Origin of the sequence: Pseudarthrobacter sp. S9, from assembly GCF_050156545.1 — a bacterium.
Lineage (GTDB): Bacteria > Actinomycetota > Actinomycetes > Actinomycetales > Micrococcaceae > Arthrobacter.
On the sequence record NZ_CP189576.1, the window covers coordinates 2,132,825 to 2,145,106 of the forward strand.

Here is a 12,282-nt window from a genome sequence, read left to right on the forward strand (position 1 = left end):
TCGTCTAGGCCGGCCGCCGGTCCCGACCCTCTAGGCTCAGGACATGATCGATGCTGTACCTGTGAAGGACGCGCCAGCCGGGCAGGCTGACGCGTCCTTCGCCGAAATCACCGCCCGCCGGCGCGGCCGGCTCCGGCGCTATCTGTTCCAGCACCCGCGGGTCATGGATGGCCTGGTGGCGCTCTGCTACCTGCTCTTGGTCACTCCGACCGCGGTGGAAGCGGTGACCGACGGCGCCTGGCCGGCGGCGGCGCTGCTCGCGGGGGCCGCCGCGGCCCTGTTCTTCCGGCGCGATCGTCCGGTGCCGGTGGTGGCTGCCGTGGCGGCACTGGAAGTGGCCGTCACCCTGCTGCACCCCTGGGGATCCAACATCTCGGCCGGACTCTGGTTTTCGCTGTACGCCGTGGCCCTCGTCCGGACCAGGCGTTACGCCCTCGGCGCCCTGGCCCTGGCCACGGCGCCGCTGGCGCTCCTGTATTTCCTGATGGCGGTGGGACCGATGGACGGGCGGCTTCCGGACACGGCCGTCAGCACCCGGGAGAACTTCCAGCTCATCACTAGCATCGCGGCCGGGATCAGCATGACCCTCTCGAATGTGATCGCGACAGGAATCGGCATCTCGGTCCGGCAGCGGCGCGAGCACGAGCACGAGATCGCCGCCTGGGCAGCCCGGGCCGCGCGGCTGGGCTCGGTCAATGAACGCAACCGGATCGCCCGCGAAATGCACGATGTCGTGGCGCATTCACTGACCGTGATGATCAGCCTTTCGGACGGGGCCGCCGTCGTCGTCGGGAAAAATCCCCAGCGCGCCGCCGAAGTGCTCGGCGAACTCTCCCGCACGGGCCGCACGGCCATGGCGGACATGCGGCGCGTACGCGGGGTGCTGCGCGACGACTCGGCCGCGGGACATGCCCCCCGCGAGCCCCTCGTGGCGGGCGACAACCTGGCCAAGCTACTGGAGGGATTCCGCACTGCCGGCTTGCCGCTGCACTACACGCACACCGGCCCTTCGCTGCCCGGGGACGCCGCGTTCCAGCTGACCGTGTACCGGATCGTGCAGGAATCGCTGACCAACGTGCTGCGCTACGGCCGCTCGCTGGGCCGGGTGGATGTGAACATTGCCCGGGACGGCGATACTGTCACCATTGACGTGGTCGACGACGGCAAGGGGACCGTTGACTCCGGCGGGTCCGGTGCCGGTCCGCAGGGGCCGCCCGATTCCCTCGGCTCCCTGGGCTCCGGCCAGGGCCTGGCCGGGATGAGGGAACGGACCAGGATCTTTGCGGGTACCGTGGAGGCCGGGCGCACCATCGACGGCGGCTGGCGCGTGCACGCCGTCCTGAACTGCAACGGCGACAAGGGGGAATAGTGGACGAAATTGGACCCATACGCATTCTGCTGGTGGACGATCAGCCGCTCCTACGGATGGGCTTCCGCCTGATCCTGGAGGGCGAGGACGATGTGTGCATTGTGGGGGAGGCGTCCGACGGCGCCGAGGCGGTGCGCCGGGTCCGGGAACTCACTCCTGACGTGGTGCTGATGGATGTGCGGATGCTCGTGCTGGACGGAATCGAGGCCGCGCGGGCCATCACCGCCTCGGGATCGTCCAGGGTCATCATCCTGACCACATTCGACCTGGACGAGTACGCCTTTGCCGGGCTGCAGGCGGGCGCCTCGGCTTTCCTGCTCAAGGACGTGGCCCCCGCGGAACTGATCAGCGCCGTGCGGGTGGTGGCCAGCGGCGACGCCGTCGTGGCACCCCGCGTAACGCGGCGCCTCCTCGAGACCTACGTCCGCGGTGCCGTCCGGGCGGCCGGGGCAGCCGAGGGCCGGCCGCGCCCGGCCGCCGGGGAACGCCCCCTGCGGGACCCGCTGCTGGAGGACCTCACCCCGCGTGAGACCGAGATGCTGGAGGCCATGGCCGAGGCACTGTCCAACGCTGAGATCGCCCGCAAGTTCTTCCTCTCCGAGGCCACCGTCAAGACGCATGTGCGCCGCATCCTGACTAAACTCCACCTCCGCGACCGGGTCCAGGCTGTGGTGTACGCGTACGAGACCGGCCTGGTGGTCCCGAGCAACGCGGACTACTGACCGGTAGCCCTGAAGCAGTGGTTTCAGGCACATAACAGAATTGCCCTGAAGGCAACTTTCGTTGCCCTCTATGCTTTCTTGTTGGAGTGTCGCCCGGTTTCGTGCTGCGTCCTTTGTGGGGATGCACAGCCGGGGGCGCTCCCGTGCCGGTCTAGGGTGGGGACGACAGTGTGGCCCGCCACACAGCACATCACCGCGCGTCACCGCGCGTCACCACGCAAGCGGGACCAGACAATCCACGAAGAACGGCGCTTCCATGCACGCTGACCAGCAGCTCTCAAAATCCCTGAAACCCAGGCATCTGTCCATGATCGCTATTGCCGGCGTGATCGGCGCCGGACTCTTTGTCGGATCCGGTGCCGCCATCCAGCAGGCCGGACCCGGCATCCTGGTCGCCTACATGGCGGCGGGGCTGGTGGTCATCCTTGTCATGCGAATGCTGGGCGAAATGGCCGCAGCCAACCCGGAAACCGGCTCCTTCTCCACCTACGCGGACAAGGCGCTGGGCCGCTGGGCAGGGTTCAGCATCGGCTGGCTCTACGCCTGGTTCTGGATCATCGTCCTGGGCATCGAGGCCACGGCAGGAGCCGCGATCATGCACCGCTGGGTGCCGGGCATCGATCAATGGGTCTGGGCGCTGCTCCTGATGGTGCTGCTGACCCTCACCAACCTGGGTTCCGTGAAGTCCTTCGGCGAGTTTGAATTCTGGTTCGCTTCCATCAAGGTGGCCGCCATCTCGCTGTTCCTGCTCTTCGGCGTGGCGGCGATCCTCGGCCTCATTCCCGGCGTACCGGCCCCGGGACTGAGCAACTTGACCGAAAACGGCGGTTTCATGCCCAACGGCCCCGGCGCGGTCCTGGCCGGCATCCTCGTGGTTGTCTTCTCCTTCTTCGGCGCTGAAATCGCCACCATCGCCGCCGGCGAATCCGAGAACCCGGTCGACGCCGTCAAGAAGGCCGTGAAGTCCACCGTCTGGCGCATCCTCGTCTTCTATATCGGCTCCATCGCCGTTGTAGTCACCCTGCTGCCCTGGAACTCCGCCTCCGTGGCCAAGAGCCCCTACGTCGCCGTGATCGAGCTCTTCGGTATCCCGGGCGCCGGCACCATCATGGACATCGTAGTGCTGACCTCCGTGCTGTCCTGCCTGAACTCCGGCCTGTACACCGCCAGCCGGATGCTGTTCTCGCTGTCCCGGCGCGGAGACGCCCCCCGGGCGTGGATGCGGATCTCCAATCGCGGCGTTCCGGCCGCTGCGGTGCTGGCTTCCACCGTCGTCGGCTTCATCACCGTCGGCCTGAACTACATTGCCCCGGACTCGGTGTTCCTCTTCCTGGTCAACACCTCCGGTGCCATCGCCTTGTTCGTGTGGCTCGTGATCGCGGGTTCCCAGCTGATCCTGCGCCGCCGCATGGGTGCCGCAGCCAAGGACCTTGAGCTGAAAATGTGGCTTTTCCCGTACCTGACGTGGGTGGCCATCATCAGCATCGTCGCGCTGCTGATCGGGATGGTGATCCTGGAATCCACCCGCGAATCGCTGCTACTCTCACTGGCCCTCGCTGCGGTCGTGGTGGGCATCGGGCTCTGGCGCTACCGCAAGCACGGCGCGAAGGCCTCGGTTCCTGCCGCCGGCACGACCGCCGCCGAAGCGCCGGCCGAGGATGCCGCCGTCGGAGTCGGACCGGCGTCGTAATTGTCTCCCGGGCGCCGGAGCTGTTCCGGACCAAGGGACATGCCCAGCTCCGGCGCCAAAGGGTGGACATAGTGGCAATATGTCCAGTCCTGCACTGCTGGGGAGGGCATGTCCCCAACGGGCCGGAGGACATGTCCAGTCCTCCACCGCAAGGGAGGGCAGGTCCCGGGGCCGGGGCCGGGGCCACGGCCCAGCCGGCATACCGGGTGTGCATGTCCAAGCCACAGCGGCTTCACAGGAACGCCCTAGCCGCGGCATAGCCCTCCGGGGTTCCATGGAGCCATGAACACTTCAGCGCAGCCCCCGCACGAGCCGCACCCCAACCACGACCGCGGCCTGGAATTCGACCTCTCCACCCTGATCAGCCGCCGCTCGCTGGGCCTGGTCTTCGGGGCCGGCACGGCGGCCGCGCTTGCGGCCTGCACGCCGGGCGGTTCGGGCACCGCCACCGGATCAGGCGCCTCCACCGCCGCGCCGTCGGCCGGTTCGACGCCGGCAGCCTCCGGAAGTGTCGCAGCCAGCACGACGCCGTCCGCCTCCGGCTCTCCCACCCTCACGCGCGCGATTGCCGAGTGCGGCGTGCAAATCCCGCAGGAGACGGCAGGCCCGTACCCCGGCGACGGTTCGAACGGGCCCAATGCGCTGGAGGCCTCCGGCGTGGTCCGGCAGGACATCACCTCGAGCTTCGGGACCTCCACCACCGCCGCCGACGGCGTGCCGCTGACGGTCACGCTGACCCTGCTCGACGGTTCAACTAACAGCGGGTCAAACGGCTGTACACCCCTGGCCGGTGCCGCCGTCTATGCCTGGCACTGTGACCGGAGCGGCAGGTACTCCATGTACGATTCCGGACTCAAGAATGAGAACTACCTCCGCGGCGTCCAGGAGGCCGACGCGAACGGGCAGGTGACCTTCAAGACCATTTACCCGGGCGCCTACAGCGGACGCTGGCCGCACATCCACTTTGAAGTATTCGAGTCCATGAGCAACGCCACGGCGGCCGGCCAGGTCCTCACGGTCTCCCAGATCGCGCTGGCGGAGGCCGCCTGCAAGGATGTCTACGCCACCGCCGGCTACGAATCCAGCGCACAGAGCTTTCCCCGCACCACACTGAAATCCGACAACGTCTTCGGCAACGACGGCGGCATCTACCAGCTGGCCACCATGAGCGGCTCGGTGTCCGCAGGCTACGCGGCCGGGCTCAACGTCACGGTGTAGCCCGGCGCGGGACGCGGGCGGCACCGGACCGGCGCGGCGCTAGACTCGGAGCCATGCCAACACCGAGCACCGCCGCAGATCACATCCACGACCTCGGCGCGTATGTCAGCGCGTCGCCGTCGAGCTTCCATGCCGTCCACGAGGCCGCCCGCCGGCTGGACGAGGCGGGCTTCACGGGCCTGGACGAGCTGCAGCCGTGGAACGGTGTTTCAGACCCCGGCGCCGCACCCGCCGCCGCAACCTCCGCTGCCGCCGCAACCTCCGCAGCCGGCAAGTTCTATGTGATCCGCGACGGCGCCCTCATCGCGTGGGTGTTGCCGGACAGCGCCGGGCCCACCACGGGCTTCAATATCCTCGGTGCGCACACCGACTCGCCCTCGTTCAAACTCAAGCCGAAACCCACCACGGGCAGGTTCGGCTGGCTGCAGGCCGGCGTCGAGGTCTATGGCGGTCCCCTCCTGAACTCGTGGCTGGACCGCGAACTCCAGCTCGCCGGCCGCCTCGTGATGCTGGACGGCACGCAGCACCTCACCGCCACCGGCCCGCTGCTGCGCTTCCCCCAGCTGGCCATCCACCTGGACCGTGCGGTGAACGACGGCCTGGCCCTGGACAAGCAGCAGCACATGAATCCGGTCTTCGGGCTCGGCGATCCGGCCGGCGAGGACCTGCTGGGGCTGCTCGCGGGGCGGGTGCCGGGCTCGGAAGTGGATCCCGCGCAGATCGGCGGCTACGACGTCGTCATTGCCGACACCCAGGCGCCCGCGGTTTTCGGGGCGAAGGGTGAGTTCTTCGCCTCCGGCCGGCTGGACAACCTCTCGGCGACGCACGCCGGACTCACGGCGCTGATCGCCCACGCCTCGGCGCCGCTGCCGGACGGCGCGCCGATCGCCGTGCTGGCCGCCTTCGATCACGAGGAAATCGGTTCCGCGTCCCGCTCCGGCGCCTGCGGTCCCATCCTCGAGGACGTCCTAGTGCGCATCTCCGACGGGCTGGGAGCCTCGGCGAGCCAGCGGCGGCAGGCCTTCGCGGCGTCGTTCTGCGTCTCCGCCGACGCCGGCCACGCCGTGCACCCCAACTACGCCGAGCGGCACGACCCCGCCAACCGGCCTGCCCTGAACGGCGGCCCGCTGCTGAAGATCAACGCCAACCAGCGCTACGCGACGGACGCCGCCGGGGCCGCGCTCTGGGCGCGGCTGTGCACCGACGCCGGCATCCCGTACCAGGAATTCGTCTCCAACAACGTGATGCCGTGCGGCTCCACGATCGGCCCGCTGACAGCCACCCGCCTCGGCATCAGGACGGTCGACGTCGGCGTGCCGCTGCTGTCCATGCACTCGGCACGCGAGCTCTGCGGAGTCGAGGACCCCTACCGGCTGGCGAAGGTGACCGAGCTGTTCTTCCGGACGGCGTAGCCCGGATCAACGCTCAGGCGGCCAGCCCGATCACGAGGTTGATGGTGGTAGCCAGGATGACGGTGCCGAACAGGTAGGACAGCAGGCTGTGCTTGAGGGCCTCGGTACGCATGCCGTGGTTCTCAAGGGCGGTATCGGAGACCTGGTAGGTCATGCCGAGGCTCGTGGCGAGGTAGGCGAAGTCGGTGTACTGCGGCGGCCCATCCTGGTTGAAGTTGATGCCCCCGACCGCCGCCCCGGCCTTCTGCCCTGTGCCGTAGTAGAGCTCGGCATAACGCAGCGTGAAGAGCGTCTGCACGAGCATCCAGGACAGCGCCACCGAGGCCAGTGCCAGCAGGCCGCCGCCAAGGCGGGACCCGCCGTCGTTGCTGTGCGAATCGACGACGACGGCGGCGACAGCCACGAGGCTGGCGACGTTGGCGGCCAGGATGAGCAGGTCCGTGACGCTGCGCGAGGGGTCCTCGGATGTGGCGTGGGCCCGGGTTTCGGCGGGATCCAGCCGTCCCACCACGAGCCAGACCCAGAGCACGTAGCTCGCTGCCGCGCTGCTCCAGCCGACCGCCGGGGCCTCCACCCAATGCCCTGACAGCCCTGACGCGGCCCCTGCGAGCAGTCCTGCCAGGAGCATGACGGCGAAACGGAGGCGGCTTCGCCGGATGGTGCGGGCGGTGCCGCGGGGCGGGAATCCGGGGTTCATTCCCCGATCATGGCACAGCGCGGGCGCCCGGCCGGTGCGACGCGGCGCCCGGCGTCCCGGCCCGGGCCCGGGCAGTGATCCGTCCCGGCGGTTATCCACATGGCCGTCCCAGCGGCTTCCCGCCGTCCGGTGGTTGCGCCTACCGTGGGCACTCAAGGAATCGCCGAAACCGGTCAGGATGCACTAAGATATTGAAGTCTGTGCTGCGCCCTGCCTCCGTTCCGGCGGCCGAGCACCGCATGGCACCGCAAATGAACCTCCTGTTACGGAAATGCCGTAACCGCTTAGCCCAAAGGAGGTGGGTTCACATATGCGTCCTTACGAATTGATGGTAATCATCGACCCCGAGGTCGAAGAGCGTACCGTTGAGCCGTCGCTTCAGAAGTTCCTGAACGTCATCACCAACGATGGTGGAACCATCGAAAAGGTTGACATCTGGGGCCGTCGTCGCCTGGCTTACGAAATCCAGAAGAAGTCCGAAGGTATCTACGCCGTGGTGAACTTCACCGCTGAGCCGGCTACCGCCAAGGAACTTGACCGCCAGCTGAGTCTCAACGAGACCATCATGCGCACCAAGATCACCCGCCCCGAAGAGCAGAAGGTTGTTGCTGAGTAATTCAGCTCCTCAACTTTCAATCTTTATCCCCGCAGGAACGAACAAGGAGGCAGTAGATGGCAGGCGAAACCACTATTACGGTCATCGGTAATCTCACCAATGACCCCGAACTGAGGTTCACACCGTCAGGTTCGGCAGTAGCGAACTTCACCATCGCTTCTACTCCCCGCACCTTCGACCGCCAGTCCAATGAGTGGAAGGACGGGGAAACCCTGTTCCTCCGCGCGTCGGTATGGCGCGAAGCAGCCGAAAACGTCGCCGAATCCCTGACCAAGGGCATGCGCGTGATCGTTTCCGGCCGCCTGAAGAGCCGTTCCTACGAAACCAAAGAAGGCGAGAAGCGCACCGTTATCGAGCTCGAGGTCGATGAAATCGGCCCGAGCCTGCGGTACGCCAATGCCAAGGTCAACCGCACCCAGCGCTCCGGCGGTCAGGGTGGCCAGGGCGGCTTCGGCGGCGGCAACAGCGGCGGCTTCGGTGGCAACTCTGGTGGAAACCAGGGCGGCAACACCGGCGGAACGTGGGGCGGCAACCAGCCCGCAGCGCAGGAAGACCCCTGGGCCACGCCCGGTGTCAGCAATGCAGGCGGCGGCTGGGGCAACGGCCCGGATTCCGAACCTCCCTTCTAAACAACATCTAAGGTCCGACGACGGAACCCGCCAGGACGCCGCAACGCGGCCGGGCGCAGACGGCGTCGGATCACCACCATCCCGTGGATCAATATCCACGGGCTCCATCGAATAGGAGCTCCACGATGGCTAAGGCTGAACTCCGTAAGCCCAAACCAAAGTCCAACCCCTTGAAGGCCGCTGACATCACTGTCATCGACTACAAGGACGTAGCATTGCTGCGCAAGTTCATCTCCGACCGCGGAAAGATCCGCGCCCGTCGCGTCACCGGCGTCACGGTGCAGGAACAGCGCAAGATCGCCCAGGCAATCAAGAACGCCCGCGAAGTTGCTCTGCTGCCTTACTCCGGCGCTGGCCGCGGCTAAGGAAGGGATTAACTAACATGGCAAAGCTCATTCTGACCCACGAAGTAACCGGTCTCGGTGCTGCCGGCGATGTTGTCGAGGTCAAGGACGGTTACGCACGTAACTACCTGCTGCCCCGCAACTTCGCCCTGACCTGGTCCAAGGGCGGCGAGAAGCAGGTTGAGTCCATCAAGGCTGCCCGCGTTGCCCGCGAGCACGCTTCCCTGGAAGACGCTCAGAAGCAGGCCGCTGCACTCTCCGCCAAGCCGGTCAAGCTCGTCGTCAAGGCTGGCGAGACCGGACGCCTGTTCGGCACCGTCAAGCAGGGCGACGTGGCCGACGCTGTTGAGGCCGCTGGCCTTGGCCGCATCGACAAGCGCAAGGTTGAACTGCCGGCACACATCAAGTCGGTCGGTTCCTACCAGGCCAACGTCCGTCTGCACGACGACGTCGCCGCTGTGATCGAACTCGACGTCGTCGCCAGCAAGTAGCGCAGGGTTCCCTGAAACCGAGCTAGCGAGGTTTTAGGGGGCGCTACGAGCGCGAGTAGTCTTTTCGACTACCGCCGCTTCGGCCAAGCAGTCCTGAACTGCTGGAAGGCCCCCGCCTTCGGATTCCTCTTAGGAACCGGCGCCGGGGGCCTTCTGCGTTTCAGGCAGTCCGGCGCGCCTTGATGCAGCACCGCGGCCACGTGCCTGTAGCCGGCCCTGATCAGTTCCGCCAGCACGGCCTCGTCGACGTCGTCAAGCTTGTTGAGATACAGGCAGCCCGCGCCCATCTTGTGCTTGCCCAGCCTGCCCGGCAGCTCGGCCGACTCCGGACCGTACGCCAGGCCGTAGAGCGAGAGGCTGGCCTTTCTGGGCGAGAAGCCCACGGCCGCAGAGTCGCCTTCGCGGCCGCTCCCGTACTTGTAGTCGTAGCGGCCGAACCCCACAATCGTCGGCCCCCACATTTCCGCCTTTTCGCCCGTCAGCTCGGACATGAGCGACAGCAGCCGGAATCCGTCCCGGCGGCGGACGGGATGCTCGACGGCGGCAAGGAAGTCCTCGACCGGCGCGCCGGTCGCCTGGGTCCTATTTTCAGCCATGAGGGCAGTGTGGCACAGCCGGCCCCCGTTGCCCTATCACTTGTAGTTGCCATGCCGCCTCCTTGACGACCGAAAGTGATAGCGCAACGGGTGAGGGAATAAATCCCGGTGCCCGCTCCTTGTGTAGGTAGATGCAAACGCATGTATTACTTGGAATTACCTGACACTAGGAGCACCCCGTGGAAACCCGCCGCATCACCGTCCTCTCCGCCGGACTCGGCGTCCCGTCGTCGAGCCGCCTGCTGGCGGACCAGCTGGCAGCCTCGGCTGAACGGCAGCTGGCTGCGTCGGGCTATGCCGCCACCGTCGAAGTCGTGGAGCTGCGGGACCTCGCGGTGGAGATCGCCAACAACTTCGTGACAGGCTACGCTGCTCCGCGCCTGGCTGAGGTATTAGCCGGCGTCGATGCCTCGGACGGCATCATCGCCGTCAGCCCCGTGTTCAGCGCCTCGTACAGCGGCCTGTTCAAATCGTTCATCGATGTCCTGGACCCTAAGTCCCTGGAGGGCAAGGCTGTCCTGCTTGGCGCGACAGCCGGCACGGACCGGCACCAGATGGTGCTGGACTTCGCGATGCGGCCCCTCTTCACCTACCTGCGCACCCGCGTCGCGTCCACTGCAGTCTTCGCCGGCCCGCAGGATTGGGGGAACACCGACGACGGCGGCTCGCCGCTCTCGTCGCGGATCGACCGGGCGGCGGGGGAGTTCGCCCGCCTGCTGCAGGGATCGGAGCCGCAGCAGAAGCCGGCGGTGCTCGAGTCCCTGCCGTTCGAACAGCTGCTCGCCGGAATCTCGGGCGGGCAGTAGCAGTCCGGTCCCGGTACGCCGGCGTGAACTTATCGGCGGACCCGGTCGTTGTGCGGTACATGAAGTGTCCTGTGGATTCTGTAGACCTGATCATGAGCGAACGCAGCGGAGTCGAGATCGACTACTGCCCCCAATGCCGTGGCGTGTGGCTGGACCGTGGGGAGCTCGACAAGATCATCGACCGCGCGGCGGACGCGATGGGCCCCACGGTTTCCGCCGTCCCCGCGGCACGGCCGGCGGTGCCGACCCCGCCCGGGCACATCCCGCCGCCGCTGTACAGCAACCAGGGCCCAATTCGGGGCGTAAGCCGTCCAGCAGTAAGCCGTCCGGCGGTCAGTCGTCGAGCAGTCAGTCGTCGAGCAGGGCGATGAATTCCCTGGCCTGCTTCATGGAGATATCCGAGTGGCGCGTCAGCGCTGTCGCGGCCGCCTCGGTGTCGCCACTCTTGGCCAGGGTGCGGATCCTGCCGTAGATCTCGTCGTTGAGCATGTTGCTGCTCACCTCGCGCGTGACATCGCCCTTGCTGGCGATCGCCCGGTAACGGTAGGGGAAGCGCTGCGGCGCGTCGTCGTCGTCGCTTGCGGCTTGCTGGGGAGCCTCCGGGGCGCGGAACGGCTGCGGGTGCGCTGCCAGGGCGCCGACGGCGTCACGGGAGGCGCGGAGGCCCTCTCCGGTGGCCTCGAAGTAAAGCTTGATGGCGGCCATGGCCTGTCCCTGCGCGATCAGGGCGTACAGCCGGCGGTGCTGCTCCTGGGTCAGCTTGGCTGCTGCCGCGCGCGCAAGCTCCACGGGATCCCGCCCCGGCTGCGGCATGGCCTCCGGCCGTGGCCGGGCCCCGCGGCGGCCCAAGGCCCGGTACGCCAGCAGTACGCCCGCGCCGGCGAGGACCAGGATCAGGATGGGAATGAGCAGGGATTCCATGTACTACAGCCGATCTACATAATTCTTGGCGGTCAAGAGATCTGAGCGGGTTGCCTGACGCAGCAGCCTGATGGCCTGGACTTTCTTGCCGGTCCGGGCCAGCGACTGAAGCTGCAGGGCGAACTGGGGGTTCAGCTGTCCGCCAGGCAAAACGGCGCCCTGGTAGCCGGGCTGCCCCATGGCAGGCGCGGAGCCCGCCTGGGCCTGCAGGGCCGCCCGGGCATGATCCGCTTGCTGTGACTGCTGTTGTTCGTTCTGGCTGGGCCGTGTGGTCGCATCCACCCGGGCGCGTGCAGCCGTGGCGGCCTGAACCTGCGCCGCATAGTGGGCCTGGGATCGGGCAGCCAGTTCCAGCTGGTAGCGCTCCGCGTCCGAGATGCCAAAATCCCGTGGCTTGAGTGCCGTGACCAACGCCCAGAGGACTGCCGCCAGAATGAGGGCAGGAAAGATGACCAGCAGTACATCGCCCATGACTAGAGCTTATGCCAGATAGCAGTTATCCACAGCATGTCCCGCGGATTGCATACAGCGCGCCCCGCCAGCCGTCAATTCGGCCTCCGCCCGTGAGGCCGATCACAAAATGCGCATATTTTCCGCAGTTTGTGGCCCTGATTCCTGCCGCTATCCCCAGCCTCAGGCTGCAGGCTGTGGATGAAGGTTGGCGAAAATAGTTTAGTGTCCACAAGGTTAACCCGGTGTTTCCGCAGGTCAACGCTCGATTTCGGGCCTAACTATTTTTCTATCCACAGGTGTTCCCACAGGCTGTGCACA

General features: G+C 66.9%; 13 protein-coding genes and 2 pseudogenes. 11 read left to right on the forward strand and 4 right to left on the reverse strand.

Annotated features, from left to right (window positions below; genetic code table 11):
• Positions 1-43 precede the first annotated feature (43 nt).
• The 5 genes from ACQCSY_RS10155 (at position 44) to ACQCSY_RS10175 (ending at position 6,411) form a co-directional block, all read left to right on the forward strand.
• Positions 44-1,369 (forward strand): sensor histidine kinase, encoded by a 1,326-nt coding sequence (locus ACQCSY_RS10155; protein ID WP_427135321.1) that lies wholly within the window; start codon positions 44-46, stop codon positions 1,367-1,369.
• Positions 1,369-2,091 carry a response regulator gene (locus tag ACQCSY_RS10160; RefSeq protein ID WP_427135323.1) on the forward strand — a complete coding sequence of 241 codons (723 nt, stop codon included), beginning with the start codon at positions 1,369-1,371 and terminating at the stop codon, positions 2,089-2,091. Before ACQCSY_RS10155 ends, ACQCSY_RS10160 begins: the two co-directional genes overlap by 1 nt.
• Positions 2,092-2,347: 256 nt before the next feature.
• Positions 2,348-3,781, forward strand: coding sequence for an amino acid permease (locus tag ACQCSY_RS10165; RefSeq protein WP_427135325.1), 1,434 nt, complete (start codon positions 2,348-2,350; stop codon positions 3,779-3,781).
• A 282-nt stretch (positions 3,782-4,063) separates the two neighbouring features.
• Positions 4,064-4,999, forward strand: a complete 936-nt coding sequence (locus ACQCSY_RS10170) for an intradiol ring-cleavage dioxygenase (RefSeq protein ID WP_427135327.1) — start codon at positions 4,064-4,066, stop codon at positions 4,997-4,999.
• A gap of 53 nt (positions 5,000-5,052) precedes the next feature.
• On the forward strand, positions 5,053-6,411 hold the full coding sequence (locus ACQCSY_RS10175) for a M18 family aminopeptidase (RefSeq protein ID WP_427135329.1): 1,359 nt from the start codon (positions 5,053-5,055) through the stop codon (positions 6,409-6,411).
• Positions 6,412-6,424: 13 nt separating this feature from the next.
• Here the strand turns inward: ACQCSY_RS10175 and ACQCSY_RS10180 are convergent, their stop codons facing one another.
• Positions 6,425-7,108, reverse strand: a complete 684-nt coding sequence (locus ACQCSY_RS10180; RefSeq protein ID WP_427135330.1) for a DUF1345 domain-containing protein — start codon at positions 7,106-7,108, stop codon at positions 6,425-6,427.
• Positions 7,109-7,418: 310 nt separating this feature from the next.
• Here ACQCSY_RS10180 and rpsF point away from each other — a divergent pair, with 310 nt between their 5' ends.
• From rpsF to rplI, 4 genes are all read left to right on the forward strand, one after another.
• Positions 7,419-7,724, forward strand: coding sequence for a 30S ribosomal protein S6 (gene rpsF, locus ACQCSY_RS10185; protein WP_056736825.1), 306 nt, complete (start codon positions 7,419-7,421; stop codon positions 7,722-7,724).
• Positions 7,725-7,780: 56 nt separating this feature from the next.
• Positions 7,781-8,353: a single-stranded DNA-binding protein gene (locus ACQCSY_RS10190; RefSeq protein ID WP_427135333.1), complete on the forward strand. Its 573-nt coding sequence runs from the start codon at positions 7,781-7,783 to the stop codon at positions 8,351-8,353.
• A gap of 125 nt (positions 8,354-8,478) precedes the next feature.
• Positions 8,479-8,718 (forward strand): 30S ribosomal protein S18, encoded by a 240-nt coding sequence (gene rpsR / locus ACQCSY_RS10195; protein ID WP_003800144.1) that lies wholly within the window; start codon positions 8,479-8,481, stop codon positions 8,716-8,718.
• A 17-nt stretch (positions 8,719-8,735) separates the two neighbouring features.
• A complete protein-coding gene (gene rplI / locus ACQCSY_RS10200; RefSeq protein WP_427135334.1) occupies positions 8,736-9,188 on the forward strand; it encodes a 50S ribosomal protein L9 in 453 nt (150 codons plus the stop codon).
• A 182-nt stretch (positions 9,189-9,370) separates the two neighbouring features.
• On the opposite strand, the pseudogene ACQCSY_RS10205 reads toward rplI, so the two are convergent.
• Positions 9,371-9,784 (reverse strand): annotated as a pseudogene (locus ACQCSY_RS10205) (DUF1801 domain-containing protein); the annotation flags it as partial.
• A gap of 179 nt (positions 9,785-9,963) precedes the next feature.
• Here ACQCSY_RS10205 and ACQCSY_RS10210 point away from each other — a divergent pair.
• Both ACQCSY_RS10210 and ACQCSY_RS10215 read left to right on the forward strand, forming a co-directional pair.
• On the forward strand, positions 9,964-10,590 hold the full coding sequence (locus tag ACQCSY_RS10210; protein WP_427135336.1) for an FMN reductase: 627 nt from the start codon (positions 9,964-9,966) through the stop codon (positions 10,588-10,590).
• 59 nt (positions 10,591-10,649) lie between these two features.
• Positions 10,650-10,883 (forward strand): annotated as a pseudogene (locus ACQCSY_RS10215) (zf-TFIIB domain-containing protein); the annotation flags it as partial.
• 55 nt (positions 10,884-10,938) lie between these two features.
• Here the strand turns inward: ACQCSY_RS10215 and ACQCSY_RS10220 are convergent.
• The gene (locus ACQCSY_RS10220) at positions 10,939-11,511 is read right to left on the reverse strand and encodes a hypothetical protein (protein ID WP_427135338.1); all 573 of its coding nucleotides are present in this window, start codon (positions 11,509-11,511) and stop codon (positions 10,939-10,941) included.
• A gap of 3 nt (positions 11,512-11,514) precedes the next feature.
• Complete coding sequence (locus ACQCSY_RS10225) at positions 11,515-11,982, reverse strand: hypothetical protein (protein ID WP_427135340.1); 468 nt, start codon at positions 11,980-11,982, stop codon at positions 11,515-11,517.
• Between the last annotated feature and the right edge of the window lie 300 nt (positions 11,983-12,282).